The 15,544-nt window shown below is 72.7% G+C and carries 16 protein-coding genes and 1 pseudogene; 11 read left to right on the top strand and 6 right to left on the bottom strand.

All coding sequences use genetic code 11. The features are described from left to right. Positions 1 to 827: 827 nt before the first annotated feature. From ACQEU6_RS44955 to ACQEU6_RS44945, 3 genes and pseudogenes are all read left to right on the top strand, one after another. Positions 828 to 926 (top strand): annotated as a pseudogene (locus tag ACQEU6_RS44955) (SigE family RNA polymerase sigma factor); the annotation flags it as partial. A 38-nt stretch (positions 927 to 964) separates the two neighbouring features. Next, positions 965 to 1,330, top strand: a complete 366-nt coding sequence (locus ACQEU6_RS44950) for a SigE family RNA polymerase sigma factor (protein WP_499339916.1) — start codon at positions 965 to 967, stop codon at positions 1,328 to 1,330. 3 nt (positions 1,331 to 1,333) lie between these two features. Beyond that, on the top strand, positions 1,334 to 2,389 hold the full coding sequence (locus tag ACQEU6_RS44945) for a hypothetical protein (protein WP_499339915.1): 1,056 nt from the start codon (positions 1,334 to 1,336) through the stop codon (positions 2,387 to 2,389). A gap of 193 nt (positions 2,390 to 2,582) precedes the next feature. On the opposite strand, the gene ACQEU6_RS44940 is transcribed toward ACQEU6_RS44945, so the two are convergent. Together ACQEU6_RS44940 and ACQEU6_RS44935 are read right to left on the bottom strand one after the other, a co-directional pair. Further along, positions 2,583 to 2,777: a DUF397 domain-containing protein gene (locus tag ACQEU6_RS44940; protein ID WP_499339914.1), complete on the bottom strand. Its 195-nt coding sequence runs from the start codon at positions 2,775 to 2,777 to the stop codon at positions 2,583 to 2,585. Further along, a complete protein-coding gene (locus ACQEU6_RS44935) occupies positions 2,774 to 3,586 on the bottom strand; it encodes a helix-turn-helix domain-containing protein (RefSeq protein WP_499339913.1) in 813 nt (270 codons plus the stop codon). Before ACQEU6_RS44935 ends, ACQEU6_RS44940 begins: the two co-directional genes overlap by 4 nt. A 108-nt stretch (positions 3,587 to 3,694) precedes the next feature. Here ACQEU6_RS44935 and ACQEU6_RS44930 point away from each other — a divergent pair, with 108 nt between their 5' ends. Next, a complete protein-coding gene (locus ACQEU6_RS44930; RefSeq protein ID WP_499339912.1) occupies positions 3,695 to 4,117 on the top strand; it encodes an ATP-binding protein in 423 nt (140 codons plus the stop codon). A 96-nt stretch (positions 4,118 to 4,213) separates the two neighbouring features. Here ACQEU6_RS44930 and ACQEU6_RS44925 read toward each other — a convergent pair whose 3' ends face one another. The 3 genes from ACQEU6_RS44925 to ACQEU6_RS44915 form a co-directional block, all read right to left on the bottom strand. Next, a complete protein-coding gene (locus tag ACQEU6_RS44925; protein WP_499339911.1) occupies positions 4,214 to 4,633 on the bottom strand; it encodes a hypothetical protein in 420 nt (139 codons plus the stop codon). A gap of 823 nt (positions 4,634 to 5,456) precedes the next feature. After that, positions 5,457 to 5,945 (bottom strand): hypothetical protein, encoded by a 489-nt coding sequence (locus ACQEU6_RS44920; RefSeq protein WP_499339910.1) that lies wholly within the window; start codon positions 5,943 to 5,945, stop codon positions 5,457 to 5,459. A gap of 453 nt (positions 5,946 to 6,398) precedes the next feature. Further along, positions 6,399 to 6,833 (bottom strand): hypothetical protein, encoded by a 435-nt coding sequence (locus ACQEU6_RS44915; protein ID WP_499339909.1) that lies wholly within the window; start codon positions 6,831 to 6,833, stop codon positions 6,399 to 6,401. A 241-nt stretch (positions 6,834 to 7,074) separates the two neighbouring features. Between ACQEU6_RS44915 and ACQEU6_RS44910 the strand changes: the two genes are divergently transcribed. Continuing rightward, complete coding sequence (locus ACQEU6_RS44910; protein WP_499339908.1) at positions 7,075 to 7,632, top strand: hypothetical protein; 558 nt, start codon at positions 7,075 to 7,077, stop codon at positions 7,630 to 7,632. Between the two features lie 48 nt (positions 7,633 to 7,680). Here ACQEU6_RS44910 and ACQEU6_RS44905 read toward each other — a convergent pair whose 3' ends face one another. Continuing rightward, on the bottom strand, positions 7,681 to 8,088 hold the full coding sequence (locus ACQEU6_RS44905) for a limonene-1,2-epoxide hydrolase family protein (protein ID WP_499339907.1): 408 nt from the start codon (positions 8,086 to 8,088) through the stop codon (positions 7,681 to 7,683). A 51-nt stretch (positions 8,089 to 8,139) separates the two neighbouring features. Between ACQEU6_RS44905 and ACQEU6_RS44900 the strand changes: the two genes are divergently transcribed. The 6 genes from ACQEU6_RS44900 (at position 8,140) to ACQEU6_RS44875 (ending at position 15,543) form a co-directional block, all read left to right on the top strand. Beyond that, on the top strand, positions 8,140 to 11,226 hold the full coding sequence (locus ACQEU6_RS44900) for an AfsR/SARP family transcriptional regulator (RefSeq protein ID WP_499339906.1): 3,087 nt from the start codon (positions 8,140 to 8,142) through the stop codon (positions 11,224 to 11,226). A gap of 68 nt (positions 11,227 to 11,294) precedes the next feature. Next, complete coding sequence (locus tag ACQEU6_RS44895; protein WP_499339905.1) at positions 11,295 to 12,833, top strand: MFS transporter; 1,539 nt, start codon at positions 11,295 to 11,297, stop codon at positions 12,831 to 12,833. A 154-nt stretch (positions 12,834 to 12,987) separates the two neighbouring features. Then, the gene (locus ACQEU6_RS44890; protein ID WP_499339904.1) at positions 12,988 to 13,875 is read left to right on the top strand and encodes an SPFH domain-containing protein; all 888 of its coding nucleotides are present in this window, start codon (positions 12,988 to 12,990) and stop codon (positions 13,873 to 13,875) included. A gap of 12 nt (positions 13,876 to 13,887) precedes the next feature. Beyond that, positions 13,888 to 14,136 (top strand): type II toxin-antitoxin system antitoxin, encoded by a 249-nt coding sequence (locus tag ACQEU6_RS44885; RefSeq protein WP_499339903.1) that lies wholly within the window; start codon positions 13,888 to 13,890, stop codon positions 14,134 to 14,136. Then, positions 14,133 to 14,759, top strand: coding sequence for a GOLPH3/VPS74 family protein (locus ACQEU6_RS44880; protein WP_499339902.1), 627 nt, complete (start codon positions 14,133 to 14,135; stop codon positions 14,757 to 14,759). Before ACQEU6_RS44885 ends, ACQEU6_RS44880 begins: the two co-directional genes overlap by 4 nt. 94 nt (positions 14,760 to 14,853) lie before the next feature. Next, on the top strand, positions 14,854 to 15,543 hold the full coding sequence (locus ACQEU6_RS44875) for a lysophospholipid acyltransferase family protein (RefSeq protein WP_499339901.1): 690 nt from the start codon (positions 14,854 to 14,856) through the stop codon (positions 15,541 to 15,543). Position 15,544: the final 1 nt, after the last annotated feature.

Raw genomic sequence — 15,544 nt, 5'->3', positions numbered from 1 at the left:
GACGGCCACCGCCAGCGCCAGGGTGCTGAGCCAGACCCGGTTGAGCCGCAGGGGTCTGGAGAGCAGCAGGAGGAACGCGGCCAGCATCCGGAAGGCCGCGATGTCGTCCAACAGCACGCGGCGGTGGAACTCGGTCCCGTAAGGGGACCGGCCGAAGACCGGGGCCGCGAGCAGGCCCGCCCACAGGCTGCCGGTGAGCCTGCGGCCGGCGGCGATGACGAGGAGCGTCGACCCCGCGTGCAGGGGGATCATGAAGATCCGGCCCGACGCGATCCCGCCGCCGAACAGGCCGTCCGCGCCGCCGGCGAGCACCTGCCATCCCGCGATCTGGATCCACCGGCCCAGGGGGTGGTCGATGAAGTAGGTGTAGGGGGCCAGGCGCCCTTGCGTGAACACGGCCCAACTCTGGGAGACGTAGGTGCCTTCGTCGTTCTCGAGGTACGGATAGTGCAGAGCGTTGTAGCCCAGCACCGCGATGTTGAGCACCACCACGGCGTTGACGGCGATTTACCCATGCTCGACCACCTGGCAGAGAAATCTGTCGGCGGGTTTGGAGCACCAAGATCAACTGATGCCCGGTTCGCTGCCTCCCGCACGCTCTGGTCTCCTCGGGCCGCTCGGCATACAAGCGCTCCCACGAACACCCAAAATGCATCGATCGCATATTTCCGATCCGACCCCAAAGGTGAGGGCCGGCTCAGGGTGCGGCGGCGGCCGGTGGACGAATGCCAAGCGACCCCGTCACATCGGACGAACTCCTCGACGCCGGGCAACCGTTTCGGGGGTCCAGCCGGTAACTGTCGGCGAGAGATCTACTGGGAGGTCGGATGCGGGAGCGACCGGACTTCGCGGCGTACGTGACGGAACGGTCGCCGCGGCTGCTCAGAACGGCCTTTCTGCTGTGCCGCGACTGGCCGCAGGCGGAGGACCTGCTGCAGACGGCGCTGGTCAAGGCGTGGCGGGCGTGGCGGCGGATCGAGGAGGACCCGATCCGTACGTCTACCGGATCCTCGTCAACACGCACGCGTCGTGGGCGAGGCGGCACTGGCGCGGCGAGCGGCCCACGGACCGGCCGCCGGACGTCCTCGACCCGGCTGACGGCATCGGCGCCGCCGAGGACAAGGCCGTCCTGTGGGCGGCGCTCGGCCGGCTGCCGCACCGCCAGCGCGCCACGCTCGTGCTGCGCTTCTTCGAGGACCTGTCGGAGCCGCAGGTCGCCGCGGTGCTCGGCTGCTCCGTCGGGACCGTGAAGAGCCAGACCAGCAAGGCCCTCGCCAAACTCCGGATCGATCCGGGCGTCCTGGCCGCCGCACCGCAGGGAGGGGAATGACCGATGGCACACGAGTTGAAGGACCTGACCGAGGTCATGGAGGCCGAGAGCGCGCGCGGCGTTCCGTCCCCGTACCTGCTGGACGGCGTCCGCCACCGGGTCCGGCGCGGCAACCGGCTGCGCGCCGCCGCGGCGGCCTTCGGCGTGTTGCTGATGGCGGTGACGGCGATCGGGGTCGTCCAGGGGAGGGAGGGGGACTCCCCCGGCCGGGACGCGCTGGCAGCGCCACCAGTGATGACGGGCACTGTCGACCCGGACTTCCCGAAGTCCGCGGGGCGGGACGGCATGCAGCCGCTGAAGGAGGTGCGGTTCTCGAAGCTCCGGGCCAAGGGGCGGTTCACCGTCACGCCGACCGGGCCGTCCCTCGGCACCGCCATCCGGTGCTCGGGCGACTTCATGGTCTACAAGAAGGGGGCGCGCGGCGCCTTCGACGGCGGCGGCTGCGACAAGGGCGGGCCTGACGACAACGCCACCTCGGTCTTCAATGTCACGCCGGGCGTGCCGATCACCTTCGAGGTCGTGGCCGTCCCGCTGAAGGACAGCGAACAGAACTCGAACACGTGGAGTTCGATGGCCGACATCGACCGGTATCTGGAAAGTCACGGGCCGGTGCCGGGTGACTGGAGCGTCCGGGTCTACAGCGGCCGGTGCACCTCCGAGTCCTGCAACGTGATGACGCGTCCGCCCGAGCAGTCGAAGCAGCTTCCGGTGGCCGGCCTGAAGCGGCTGACGAAGGTGACCGGGACTGCCGACGGCCGCTCCCGGACGGTGCCGCTCAAGCCGGGGAAGTCGACGCGGATGCGGATCACATGCGTGGACGGCGCGGCGACGGCGGTCGTCCGGCTCGGCGGGCGCGCCAAGGTCTTCGACTGTGAGCGCGCCGAGTCCACGGGCATCGTCCGGGACCTGGACGCCGGGCGCGGGACGCGCGGGATCGAGATCACCGTGCTACCGGCGCAGGCGGGCCAGGTGCACGGGACCGACGCCGCCGCGCTGACGAAGCAGATGAAGGGCGTGCAACCAGCCGGAAAGTGGACGCTGGAAGTCTTCGCCCGCTAACCCCCACGCAGCCGCAGGGCCCGGACGAACATCGTCCGGGCCCGGCGGCGCACCGACTTTCCCCCGATCGCAAGGCGGCGCCTCCGGCGACGCGCGCCACCACCACGCCGGCCGGGCGCGTCCGCGCAGAGCCCCGCCGAGGCGGCCGGTTCCGGGAGCGCCCCCGCCCCAGGACCGGCCCGCCCCGTCTCTGTCAGGCCCGGTCGAGTGCCCCTTCCTTGATCCGCCGAAGCAGGCCCCCGAACGCGTCACCGCTCACCGCCAGCCGTCCCCCATCGGGGTCCTTGGAGTCCCTGATTCCGATGCATCCGGGCAGCTCAGCCAGTTCGATGCACATCTCGTCGGTAGAAGTGCCGCTGTAGGAGCTCTTACGCCAGGCAATCGTCATGCCAGTCCTTCCATGAGCCTCGCGATCAGGGCGCGGGACGCGTCCTCCGGTAACGCTTTTGCCCCGATCACTTCGAAATCTACTGCCATCTCCCGCACTTCAGCAGGGTCCTGGACCAGTCTCCCGCCACGGAACGCACCGATGTACGCGACGTCCTTGTTCTCAAGACTCATGATTTGGAACGGACCAGTCAGACCGATGTGCCACCCTGCCCCTCTGGGAATGACACGAACGATCACGTTCGAACGCTCGGACAGGTCCAGCAGCCGCTGATGCTGCTCCTTCATGATGTGAGGCCCCCCGACCTGACGGTCGAGTGCGTCGTCATCGAGCAGTACCAAGATCAAGGGCGGCTCCGCCTGGTTAATGATCACCTCTTGCCGCGCAAGACGCGCTTCGAGAGCCTTTTCGATGTCAGCGGCGCGCCCCAACGAGAGGACGGCACGGGCGTAGCCCTCGGTCTGGAATGGGACCGGGATGCTCTGCCCGTGGTAGATGCGGAGAACATTAGCCTTCGCCTCGTACTCGACGCTTTGACGGAACCAGTCCGGATTGTGAAGCGACCGGGCGAACGAGAGCAGCCGCTGAAAGTGGCCCCCCGTCTGCCACTCCTCATCGAGGGTCTTCGCCTGGTCCAGGTCGATACATGCCCGCCCCGCTTCGATGTTCGCAACATGCGATCGAACACAGCTAATGATCTTTCCGACCTGGGTACCGGTCAGCCCATGCTTCTGACGGTAGAAGCGCAGGTCATAGGCGAGCCATGCATAGAGCGAGGACGCGGGATCGATCTCGTCGGCGGCGCTCATCGACATCTCCCAGGGTTGAGATGTTTGCTAATACAACCCACTCTAGTCACTGATCGTGATCCTGGAGACACGAACCGTGAATCTCCAGGAAGGATCAGGTGATAGGCGATGACCACGCCGGACTGCCTGTTGCTCTCCATGTTGGCGTCGAAGGCCGCGCCGGGGCTGGCGCGGACGCTGACGAGGGCGCGGCTCCAGAAATGGGAGTGTGCGCATATCTCGGACGACGCGTTCCTGATCGCCTCGGAATTGATCACCAGCGCCGTGGCGGCCACGCCTGGCGAGGAGATCCGCTACCAATGCAGCCGGGACGTCGCCGGCGTTCTCATCGCCGTCTGGGACGCCGGCGCGGCCGGCCCGCAGCCTCGTCCACCGGCGGAACTGACGCTCGACACCCTGGACGTCTCCGAAGAGCACTGGGACGACAACGGCGGCCGAGGCCTTCCGATCGTCACGGCCCTCGCCACCGAGTGCGGCTACTCCCCCGACCCGACGGGAGGGAAATGGGTCTGGGCCCGTCTGAAGCCCTGATCCACCGCGTCCAGCCGATGGTCGGCGGCCGGGTGCCGGCTAGCGGCCTTCGACGGTGCGGGGGCCTGGCTTCGCCAGGCCCCCAGGGTGTTGCGGTCAGTCGGCGAGGAGGGCGCCGACGATGATGCCGAAGACGGTGCCGACCGCGGCGATGACGGGAACTGCGGCGCTCACCGGGACGGTGCCGATGAGGCCGACGGCGATGCCGAGGGCCAGGACGACGACCACGGTGAAGGCGACGGTGACGACGACGGCGGCGACGGCCCTTCCGGGCCTGGACACGCCGATGAGACCGACGACGACGGCAAGGACGAAGCCGACGAAGCCGCCGATGAAGCCACCGAGGGCCGCGGGGTGCGGGGCCTCGGAGAGCGCTTCCGCTCCGGCGCCGCTCACGGCCTGCATCAGCACCCCGGCGACGGCGTCGAAGATCACGCCGACGACACCGCCGAGCGCGATCGCGATCAGTCCGCGTACGAGGTCGCGGCCGAGACCGCGTATAGCGAAAATCCTCATGGTGATTCCCGTTGTGTAGAGGCGCTCGCGTTTCACCGCGAGCACCGGCCTGCTTTGCGTGGAACCCGTCCTGCTTCAGCACGGGTGTTGGGCTCTACCGTGCCGGTCCCGGCACGCTCGGCAAGTAGGTCGCGAGGCTTGTGAGGGGCTGGGCCCGGGGATGCCGGACGGAACGGTTCTCGCGTCCGCCATTCAGATGGAACGGGGTTTCGGCCCCTGGCTCGGCGCACCACCGAATCCGGGTGACCGGCTCCCCGGTAGAACCCGGTCACCGGGCGAGGGTTCGGGCGGTGTCCTGCAGCATGAACGCCGCCCACCGCTTCGTCGCCCATGGTGAGGGGGTGTAGAGGGCTTGGCGTGCAGGCGAGCCGCCGTTCCGTGGATCGCCGGTCGGGCGGCTGCCGCACCCCTCCGTTGAACGGTCAACCGGCCTCGGGCGCTTCGCGTCCCACCTGCGTGCGCGGGGAGGCGACTCCGGCATCGCGTGCGGCGAATTGAACGAGTCGGCGCGGGGCGTGGTGAGCAGCGAGAGACAGCACCGGGAGCGGATCGGGCCCCTGTACGACTACCAGGGCGCGCTCGCCCAGGGAAGCCGCCGGCCGCGACCGGCTCAACACGGTCGCCGAGAAGGCGCGGGGCGCGGCGGCCGACCCCAATCGCCGACTTCGCGTCGCGCATTCCCTCGCGCGCTGCGGGGCGGGCGCGTTGGCGGGTGGTGGTCGACGCCGGTTTTCGTCGATCAGTGGCCGGTGGCCGGGCACGTTGGCGGGACGGTGCGGGGGCCTGGCTCTGGACAGGCCCCCGCGGGTGGTTCGGACGTCGGCTAGACGGCGCCGACGGCGGCGCCGACGGCGGCGCCGACGGCACAGCCGCCGATGGCGGCGGCGAAGGCGCCGGCGACGGTGATGAAACCGAGGTCCCCGGTCGTGACGATGACCGCGAAGGAGAGGACGACGGCGAAGACGATACCGCTGCCGACGGCGCGACCGCAGTTGTCCCTTGCGGCGGCATCACCGTAGGCGGCGGCGTAGACCCCGCGGAGGCGAAAGCCGACGAATCCGACGAAGCCACCGGCAGCGCCGGCCACGAAATGGTCGGAGGCACCGATGCCGACTATGTCGAAGTCGGTGAACCCGGCCAGGACGTCGACGTTGCGGTAGAACAGCTCGGCGAGGTCCATGGTGTGGCCCGGGTCCTCGATGCCCGATCCGCCGATCATGCCGGCGAGGCCGCCGATCCAGATCGCGAGCAGCCCGTAGATGATGAATCGCTTCATGAAGATTCCCGGTTTGTATGGGCGCTCGTGCTTCACGAGCGCCGGCCTGTTTGTGTGAGACCCCGTGCTCCAGCACGGGCGTTGGGCTCTACCGTGCCGGTCCCGGCACGCTCGGCAAGTAGGTCGCGGCTTGTGCGGGTCTGGTGCGGGGATGCCAGACGGAGCGGTTCCCGCGTCCGCCGCGGTGGAGCTGACGCTCGACACCCTGGGCATCTCTGAAGAACATTGGGGCGGCCACGGCGGCCACGGCGGCCGGGGCTTCCCGATCGTCACGGCGCTCGCCGCGGCGGTTCCCCCGACAGGGCGAAAGGGGCTGGGCCCGTCTCGCCGTGCCCCCACCGCGCTTTCGCATGTGAGCTGCGCTGGCGCGGGCTCGTCTGCGGGTTGTGAGGTGGCCAATCCTCCCGCGGGGCCGACACCGAACAGATGGGCCGGGCATGTCGGGTGGAACGGTGCGGGGGCCTGGCGTCGCCAGGCCCCCGGGGTGGTTCAGGCGTCGGCGACGATGGCGCCTACGCCGGTGCCGGCGACGAAGCCGCTGATGGCGGTGATGAGACCGACGCCGCCGACCGGGACGATGCCGGTGCAGACGACGACGGCGAGGACGATACCGCCGGCGATGACGGGCCCGCAGTTGTCCTTGGCGGCGTCGAAGGCGGCGCGGTAGGCGCCGCGGACGCTGGACACGGCGAAGCCGAGGAGGCCGCCGACGGCGCCGGTGATGAAGTGGTCGGGGAAACCGGCGCCGATGATGTCGGCCATCACGTCGGACCCGTTGGCCCCGGCAGGGACGCCGCCGTTGCGGAGGCTCGTCCCGGCGAGGTGCGCGGTGTGGTTCAGGCTCTCGACGAGCCCTCCGACGATCATGCCGGCGAGGGCGCCGATCGCGATCGCGAACAGCACGTACATGACAGGTTTCCTCACGGTGATTCCCAGTTTGTCTTGGGGCGTCCGTGCTGCACGGACGCCGACCGGTTTGTGTGAGACCCGTGCTTCACCACGGGTGCTTGGCTCTACCGTGCCGGAACCCGCCCCGCTCGGCAAAACGATCGGGGGGCGACCCGGTGGTGGTCAGCGCGGCCGGAGTCCGGACAGTTCTTCACGGAGGTCCAGCGACATACTCGTGTCCGGCGCCGCGTCGGACCTGTCAGCTGGCATACAAACAATGTTCGTTACCTTCCCCGTTTCGGGGTCCGCCGTTGCCAAGGTTCTCGGATCGCTGGCGGTCGTCCTGGCCGTCGCGGCCGGATGCGCCGTCGGTTCCTCGGACGACTCGAACGAAGCACGGCCGTCGTCCTCGACGTCCGCCAACACCCAGCCCTCGCCCTCCGTCACGGGCGCGAGCAGCACCACGACCACGGAGCCGTCCGCTTCGCCGTCCACCAGCCAGCCGGAGGCCTCGCCCTCCGAGTCCTCCGACGTCTCGACCCGTCCGGGCAAGGTCGTCGCCGCGTTCGAGGACGGCCCCAAGGGTCCGTTCCTCGTCCTCGTGCCGATCGACGAGTCCCAGAGCGACCTGGAGTACTCCGCCAGCATGAGGGACTCACTCCGGAACCTGGACGTCACGGCGCTGCCGGTCTCGACGGCCTGGAAGGTGGACGTCTCCGCCGACGTCTTCCAGTCCTGCGCGCCCGACGAGGCGCGCAAGGTCTTCCAGGACTACCCGTCCTGCGCGGGCTCCGCGGACACCGCGGACACCGCACCCACCTCGACCGACCGGTGACGAGCCGTCCGGTCTGACGCCGATCCCCGGGGCACGCCGCCCCGGGGATCACTTCTTTCGCGCGGTGGACAGCGCCGCGGTCAGCAGGCCCTTGGCGGAGGCGGCGAGGAAGGTGGTCCAGTCGAAGTAGTCGCGCCAGAGGGTGATCTTGTCGTCGTGGACCTCGAAGGTGCCGCAGACCCAGAACTCGGCGCGCCAGGAGCCCCTCTCCAGGACGTCGGTGCGCTCGGTGAGGACGACGGGGCCGGTGGCGGCGATGTTGTGGACGCGGGCCTCGAAGCCCGTGCCGTAGCGGGTCATGGCGCGCAGGGTCCTCTCCACGGCGGGCAGGCCGCGCGCGGGAGGAAGAGGGACGTTCTGGTAGACCATGCCGGGGGCGGCGTGGGCGAGGGCCCGGTCGACGTCCAGGGCCTCCAGGGCGGCGAGGAAGTCGGTGACGATCTGGATCTCGGTCATGGCGTCCCTCCAGAGGTCGGTGGAACCACCGTAGTGCGGGAGAATCGGGCCATGCTGTTCGGCATCTTGGGACCCGTCGAGGTCCGGGCGGACGGGGCGGTCGTCCCGGTGGGCGGGCCGCTGGTGCGGGCTCTGCTGGCGATGCTCCTGCTGGACGCGGGGCGGCTCGTCCCGGCCGAGCGGCTCATCGACGGGCTGTACGGGGAGGAGCCGCCGAGCGGGGCGGCCAACGCGCTGCAGTCGCAGGTGTCGCGGCTGCGGCGGGGGCTGGGCGATCCGGGGCTGGTCGAGGGGACGCCCGCCGGGTACCGGATCGCGGTGAAGCGGGAGGACGTCGACGTCCACCGGTTCCAGCGGCTCGTGGCGGACGCCGGGGCCGCAGGGCGCCACGAGGCGGCCGGGCTGCTCCGGGAGGCGCTCGGGCTGTGGCGGGGGCCCGCGCTGGCCGATGTGGGCGCGCCCTTCGCGGCGGGGCAGGCGGCGCGGCTGGAGGAGGAGCGGGCCTGCGCCGTCGAGGGATACGGCGAGGCGATGCTCGCGGAGGACCCCGGGGCCGCGGTCGCGGCGCTGCGGGACCTGGTGGAGGCGCAGCCGCTGCGGGAGCGCGCGCGGGCGCTGCTCATGCGTGCGCTGCACCGCGGCGGGCGGCAGGCCGAGGCGCTCGCGGTGTTCGAGGCCGGGCGCGAGATCCTGGCCGAGGAGCTCGGCGCAGACCCGTCGCGGGAGCTGGCCGACGTCCACCTGGCGATCCTGCGCGGGGAGGCGCCGGCGGCCGTCCGGGCGAACCTGCCGGCGCAGCTCACGAGCTTCATCGGGCGGGAGGAGGAGCTGCGCCGCGTCGGCCGGATGCTCGCCGGCGGGCGGCTCGTCACGCTGCTCGGGCCGGGCGGGGCGGGCAAGACGCGGCTGGCGATCGAGGCGGCGGGACGGGACGGCGGCGAGGTCTGCTTCGTCGACCTGGCGCCCGTCGTCCCCGCCGAGGTGGGCAAGGCGCTGCTCGGGGCGCTCGGGCTGCGCGAGGGCGGGATGCTGCCGGGCCACGGCGAGCAGCCGCCGGATCCGGTGGAGCGGCTGGTCACGGCGCTGGAGGGGCGGCGGGTGCTGCTCGTCCTGGACAACTGCGAGCACGTGGTCGCGGCCGTCGCGGAGCTGACGCACCGGCTGCTGAGCGCCTGCCCCGAGCTGCGGGTGCTGGCGACCAGCCGGGAGGCCCTCGCGATCACGGGTGAGGCGTTGCGGCCGTTGCCGCCGCTGGAGCTCCCGCCCCCGGACGCGGCGGTCGGCGAGCTGGACCGGTACCCGGCGGTGCGGCTGTTCCTGGATCGGGCGGCGGCGGTGCGCCCCGGGTTCGCGGTGGACGGGGGCAACGCCGGGGCGGTGCTGCGGATCTGCCGGGCGCTGGACGGGCTGCCGCTGGCGATCGAGCTGGCGGCGGCGCGCCTCAGGTCGCTGCCGGTGGCGGAGGTCGCGACGCGGCTGGACGACCGGTTCCGGCTGCTGTCGCGCGGCAACCGCACGGCGCCGCCGCGCCACCAGACGCTCCGGGCGGTCGTGGAGTGGAGCTGGGACCTGCTGGACGAGGCGGAGCAGACCCTCGCGCGGCGGCTGACGGTGTTCGCCGGGGGCCTCACGCTGGAGGCGGCGATGGGCGTGTGCGGGCTGGACGACGCCGACGAGCTGCTGGTGGAGCTGACCGACAAGTCGCTGGTGCAGACCGACGGGTCCCGGTACCGGATGCTCGACACCGTCCGCGCGTTCTGCGCCGAGCGGCTCGCCGGGGCCGGCGAGGTGGAACGGTTCGAACGGGCCCACGCGAGGTACTTCGCCGAGCTGGCGCGGCGCGCGGACCCCCATCTGCGGGGCGCCGAGCAGCTGGAGTGGCTCGAACTGCTCGCCGCCGACCACGGCAACCTGCACGCGGCGCTGCGGCGGAGCGTGCGGCCCGACCCGGCGCTGGCGCTGCGGATGATCGCGCCGCTGTCGTGGTACTGGTGGCTGCGGGGGCGTGTCGAGGGCGCCGCGCTGGCGTCGGACCTGCTGGACGCGGTCGGCGCCGACCCGCCGGAGGGGCTCGACGAGGAGTACGTCCTGTGCGTCACGAACGCGGTGTCGGGCGGGGCCACCGGCGAGCGCGCGGTGGCGTGCCTCGACCGGGCCGCCGAGCTGCTGCGCCGCATCGACCGTCCCGTCCGGTACCCGGCCGTGATCGTGCTGTGGGCGCTGACGGCGGGCCCCGAGCGCACCGACCTGGAGGTCTTCCAGCGGCAGGTCGGGGACAACCCGTGGACGCGCGCGCTGCTGCGGATGAGCGAGGGGTTCCTCGCCCAGTTCGGCGGCGACCTGGACGAGGCGGAGAAGGCGTGCGAGGAGGCGGTGCGCGGTTTCCGGGCGTGCGGGGACCGCTGGGGCACGGCCAACTCCCTCGATCCGCTCGCGCAGGTCGCCGACTGGCGCGGCGACCGGGAGCGGGCCCGCGCGCTGCTGGACGAGGCGCTGGAGCTGGTCGGCGAGCTCGGCGCGCTGGAGGACACCGCCGACCTGCTCTACCAGCGCGCGCTCGTCCACATCCGCGCCGGCGACCTGGACGCGGCGCGGGCGGACTACGAGCGCGGCGCCGAGCTGGCGCGCCGGGCCGGCACCCCCGACAAGATCGCAGGGGGCTGCCAGGGCCTCGGCACGGTCGCGCGGCTGCGCGGGGACGCCGCCGGGGCGCGGGCCCTGTACGAGGCGGCGCTGACCGGCTACACCTCCGAGCGGTTCATCGCCGCCGCCGTGCGGGGCGCGGCGCTGGTCGGGCTGGGGTGGCTCGCGGCGGACGAGGGCGACGCCGGCCGGGCCCGGGCGCTGCTGCGCGAGGCGCTGGACATGTCGTTCGACCACCCGATCTTCGGCTACCAGGCGGACGCGGCGACCGCGATGGCGGGCCTGGCCGCCCGGGAGGGCGACGGGGAGCGCGCGGCGCGGCTGCTCGGCGCGAGCCGGGCGCTGCGGGGCGTCACGGTGTCGGGCGACCCCGACACCGAGCGCGTCCTCGCCCGGGTGCGGGACCTGCTGGACGACGGCGCCCGCGAGGCCGCCTTCGCCCGGGCCGCGGCCCTCCCCCGCGACCGGGCGTTCGCCCTGCTCACCGGCGGCTGACCGTCCCCCGGCGGCGCCGTCAGCGGACGGTGCGCGGACGGTCAGCGCGCCGCGCGAACCTCCCGGGCATGAACTCCTCAGCCCGCAAGTGGAGCACCTTCGCGATCTGCCTGCTCGTCGCGCTCGTGCCGAACATCGACCTGACCGCGCTGAACCAGGCCGTCCCGCACCTGTCCGCCGACCTGCACCCGTCCGGCACGCAGATCCTGTGGATCGCCGACGCCTACGGTTTCGCGCTCGCCGGCCTGCTGATCACCATGGGCGGCGTCGGCGACCGCATCGGCCACAAGAAGCTGCTGCTGATCGGGACGGCGGTGTTCGCGGCGGCGTCCGCCGTGACGGCCTACGCGCCGAGTGCCGAACTGCTGATCGCGGCCCGCGCGCTGCTCGGGGTCGCGGGGGCGACGCTGATGCCGTCGTGCCTGTCGCTGCTGCGGCGCGCGTTCCCCGAGCCGAAGGAGCGCACGATGGCGGTCGGCGCGTTCAGCGGCATCGCCGGGCTCGCGGTCGGGCTCGGGCCCGTCGTCGGCGGCGCCCTGCTCGACCACTTCTGGTGGGGCTCCGTCTTCCTGATCAACGTGCCGCTGATGGCGGTCGCGTTCGTCGCCGGCGCGCTGGTGCTGCCCGAGTCCCGCAACCCCGTCCCGGGCCGCCTCGACCTGCTCAGCGTGCCGCTGTCGGTCGCCGGCGTCCTCGGCGTCGTGTACGCGATCAAGGAGGGCGCGGCACACGGCGCGGACGAGCCCGCGGTGCTCGTCTCGGCGCTGGTCGGCGTGCTCTCGCTGGTGGCGTTCCTCGTCCGGCAGGGGCGGGTGGCCGAGCCGCTCATCGACATCCGGCTGTTCCGCCGGGCCGCGTTCTCCGGCGCGGTCGGCACCAACATGTTCGCGATGTTCACCCTGGTCGCCCAGTCGCTGATCTTCTCGCTGTTCTTCCAGCTCGCGCTCGGCTGGTCGCCGCTGCGGGCGGGCCTGGCGGGCCTGCCCGGCGCCGCGGGCGCCATGATCGGCGGCGCCGCGCTCGCCCCGCCGCTGATCAACGCGCTCGGCCGCGCCCGCGTCGTCGCGGTGGGCATGGTGCTCGCGGCGGGCGGCTTCGCCCTCTTCATGACGATCGGCCTGCACACCTCCTACTGGGCGATGGTCCCGGCGATGCTGGTGTCCGGCATCGGGATGGGCCTGGCGATGACGGTCACCGCCGACACGGTCCTCGCGTCGGTCCCGAAGGACCGCTCGGGCGCCGCGTCCGCGATCTCCGAGACGGCCACCGAGCTCGGCGGCGCGCTCGGCATGGCCGTCCTCGGCAGCGTGCTGAACGCGGTGTACCGGGGCGTCCTGGACCTGCCCGCCGGCGTCCCGGCCCCGGCCGCGTCCGCCGCCCGCGACTCCCTCGGCGGCGCGCTCCAGGCCGCCGCGAACCTCCCCGGGACGCTCGGCGCCGAGGTCTCCGCCGCCGCCCGCGAGGCCTTCGTGGACGGCATGCACGCCGCCCTCACCTGCAGCGCCGGCCTCGCCGCCCTCGTCGCGGTCTTCGCCCTGGTCACCCTCCGCAACGTCCCCAAACTCATCCCCGACGCCGAGGAGCCGGACCTCGTCCCCGCCCGCTGACCACCGTGGTCCCGCCCGGACTCCCGGGCGGGACCACGGCGTTTCCGGGGAGATCGCGGTGGTCTGTCCAGAATAAATGTGATATCACTTTGCCATATCGGTGATAACACCGGAGAGGGAGGGCGGGATGGTGGACGCGGCGGCGAGGATGGACATGCCACGGCCGAAGATCACGGAGCGGGCGGCGGCGGACCGGGGCGGGTGGGGGATGCTCGGGATCGCGGTGGCGCTGGTCGTGGCCGGGGCCGCGGCCGCGCTCGGCGGGATCGCGGCGGGAGGGGTCGCGGCGATCGCGGTGGGCGTGGCCGCCGGGTCGCTGCTGGCGCTCGCCGGGCTGGTCGTCTCGGCGGGGCTGACGCCGGTCGCGCCCGGCGAGGCGCGGGTGCTCCAGCTTCTCGGGCGGTACAAGGGGACGGTCCGCGACGACGGGCTGCGGTGGGTGAACCCGCTGACGGAGCGGCGCAAGGTCTCGACGCGGATCCGCAACCACGAGACCGGGCTGGCGAAGGTCAACGACCTGGACGGGAACCCGATCGAGATCTCGGCCGTGGTGGTGTGGCAGGTGGCCGACACCGCGCGGGCCGTGTTCGAGGTGGACGACTTCGTGGAGTTCGTGGCGTTCCAGACCGAGGCGGCCGTCCGGCACATCGCGGGCAGCTTCCCCTACGACGCCCACGACCGGACGTCGCTGCGCGACAACGCCGACGAGATCACCGGGCAGCTGTCGGACGAGCTGGCGCAGCGGGTGGCGTCGGCCGGCGTGCGGATCGTCGAGTCGCGGATCACCGGGCTGGCGTACGCGCCGGAGATCGCGCAGGCGATGCTGCGCCGCCAGCAGGCGGGCGCGGTGGTGGCGGCGCGGCAGCGGATCGTGGAGGGCGCGGTCGGCATGGTGCAGCTCGCGCTCGACCGGCTGGACGAGGAGAACGTGGTCGACCTGGACGAGGAGCGCAAGGCGGCGATGGTCAGCAACCTGCTCGTGGTGCTGTGCGCCGACCGCGACGCCCAGCCGGTGCTCAACACCGGCTCGCTCTACCAGTGACCGCCGCGACCAGTGGCGGAACGCAAGAAGATCCTGCTGCGGCTGGACCCGGCCGTGCACGACGCGCTGGCGCGGTGGGCCGCGGACGAGCTGCGCAGCACCAACGCGCAGATCGAGTTCCTGCTGCGCAAGGCGCTCGCGGACGCGGGGCGGATGCCGGGCTCGGCGGGACGGATGCGGGGGCCCGGGCGGCCGCGCAGGGCCCGCGGCGGCGAGGACGAGGCGAGCCCGCCGGAGGGCGGGGGCGAGGACCAGCGATGATCGAGGTACCGGAGTCGCTGCCGGCACGGATGTACCTGCTGGCGTACGACCTGCGGAGGCGGCGGATGACCAGCGGCGGCGCGCGGCTCGGCTACGTGCTGCGCGCCGCGGCCCTGACCGAGCTGTACCTGGACGGGCGGCTCGGCGAGGAGCGGCGCGGGCCCGTCCCGGGGACGCCGGGCGACGACCCGTACGGGGTGCTGGGGCAGATCGCGGCGTCGCGGACGCGGTCGTGGCGGCACTGGGTGCGCAAGGACGCCCGGCCGATCGTGGCGGCGGTCCGCGACGAGCTGGTGAGCGGCGGATGGATCCGGGTCCGCTCGCGCCGGGCGCTCGGGCTGTTCCCCCGCCGGGAGGTGGACGTGAAGGACCCGCGGGTGGTGAAGGAGCTGTGGGGCGGGGCGTCCTCGGCGCTGCGGGGACGTCCCGCCGCCCATGTGAACAGCTACGACGCGGCTGCGGTGGCGCTGGCGGCGGCGGGCGAGCTGAAGAGCGTCCTGCCGGGGCGGGACCGGCGGCGGCACCGGCGGCGGATCGCGGAGCTGACGGCGCGGTCGGGTCCGGCGGCGCCGGCGGTCCGGAAGGTGATCCGGCAGAAGAGGGCGGCCGCGGCGGGCGCCTGAGAGGCAAGTGCGGACTCCTACAAGATCCCGGAGGTCGAACTTGTACCGGGCACCAGCGGCGGCGGAGGCCGCGCGCCCCATAACCTGCTCGGACATGGACCCCGAACGCCTGATCTATCCCCTCATGAAGCACGTGGTCATGGGACCCGTGATGCGCCTGGCCTTCCTGCCGCGCGTGAGCGGCCTGCGGCACGTCCCGCGGATCGGGCCGGTGATCCTCGCGGCGAACCACCTGGCGTTCCTCGACTCGTTCGTGCTGCCGCTGATGGTGCCGCGCCGGGTCCACTTCCTCGGCAAGCACGAGTACTTCACCGGGGCGGGGATGAGGGGGCGGGCCACGGCGACGTTCTTCCGCAGCGTCGGCGCGATCGCGGTCGACCGGTCCGGGGGGCGGGCGGCGCTGGACGCGATCGACACCTCGGCGGCGGTGCTGGAGAGGGGCGACGTGTTCGCGATCCACCCCGAGGGCACGCGGTCGCCGGACGGGCGCCTCTACCGCGGCCGGACGGGGGTGGCGCGCCTGGCGATGCGGACCGGGGCGCCCGTCGTCCCGGTGGCGATCGAGGGCACCGACAGGGTGCAGCCCCTGGGCCAGGCCGTCCCGAAGCCGGGACGGATCGGGCTGCGCATCGGCGCGCCGATGGACTTCCGGGACCGGGACAAGGGCGTCCCGCGCGGCCGGGCGGCCCGGCAGGTCACCGACGAGATCATGGAGGCCATCCAGGAGCTGTCGGGCCAGGAGTACGTGGACGACTACGCGCCGAGGCCCGCCGCGCCGCGCTGAC

It is taken from the genome of Spirillospora sp. CA-108201 (assembly GCF_050936235.1).
Lineage (GTDB): Bacteria > Actinomycetota > Actinomycetes > Streptosporangiales > Streptosporangiaceae > Spirillospora.
This window is presented reverse-complemented; position numbering and strand designations above follow the sequence as displayed.

What these genes read in the sequence shown, in the direction of transcription:
- ACQEU6_RS44895 (WP_499339905.1), top strand. Translation starts at nt 11,295, where the DNA reads ATGAACTCCTCAGCCCGCAAGTGGAGCACCTTCGCGATCTGCCTGCTC.
- ACQEU6_RS44875 (WP_499339901.1), top strand. Translation starts at nt 14,854, where the DNA reads ATGGACCCCGAACGCCTGATCTATCCCCTCATGAAGCACGTGGTCATG.
- ACQEU6_RS44925 (WP_499339911.1), bottom strand. Translation starts at nt 4,633, where the DNA reads ATGAGGATTTTCGCTATACGCGGTCTCGGCCGCGACCTCGTACGCGGA.
- ACQEU6_RS44890 (WP_499339904.1), top strand. Translation starts at nt 12,988, where the DNA reads ATGCCACGGCCGAAGATCACGGAGCGGGCGGCGGCGGACCGGGGCGGG.
- ACQEU6_RS44900 (WP_499339906.1), top strand. Translation starts at nt 8,140, where the DNA reads ATGCTGTTCGGCATCTTGGGACCCGTCGAGGTCCGGGCGGACGGGGCG.
- ACQEU6_RS44880 (WP_499339902.1), top strand. Translation starts at nt 14,133, where the DNA reads ATGATCGAGGTACCGGAGTCGCTGCCGGCACGGATGTACCTGCTGGCG.
- ACQEU6_RS44945 (WP_499339915.1), top strand. Translation starts at nt 1,334, where the DNA reads ATGGCACACGAGTTGAAGGACCTGACCGAGGTCATGGAGGCCGAGAGC.
- ACQEU6_RS44935 (WP_499339913.1), bottom strand. Translation starts at nt 3,586, where the DNA reads ATGAGCGCCGCCGACGAGATCGATCCCGCGTCCTCGCTCTATGCATGG.
- ACQEU6_RS44905 (WP_499339907.1), bottom strand. Translation starts at nt 8,088, where the DNA reads ATGACCGAGATCCAGATCGTCACCGACTTCCTCGCCGCCCTGGAGGCC.
- ACQEU6_RS44910 (WP_499339908.1), top strand. Translation starts at nt 7,075, where the DNA reads ATGTTCGTTACCTTCCCCGTTTCGGGGTCCGCCGTTGCCAAGGTTCTC.
- ACQEU6_RS44940 (WP_499339914.1), bottom strand. Translation starts at nt 2,777, where the DNA reads ATGACGATTGCCTGGCGTAAGAGCTCCTACAGCGGCACTTCTACCGAC.
- ACQEU6_RS44930 (WP_499339912.1), top strand. Translation starts at nt 3,695, where the DNA reads ATGACCACGCCGGACTGCCTGTTGCTCTCCATGTTGGCGTCGAAGGCC.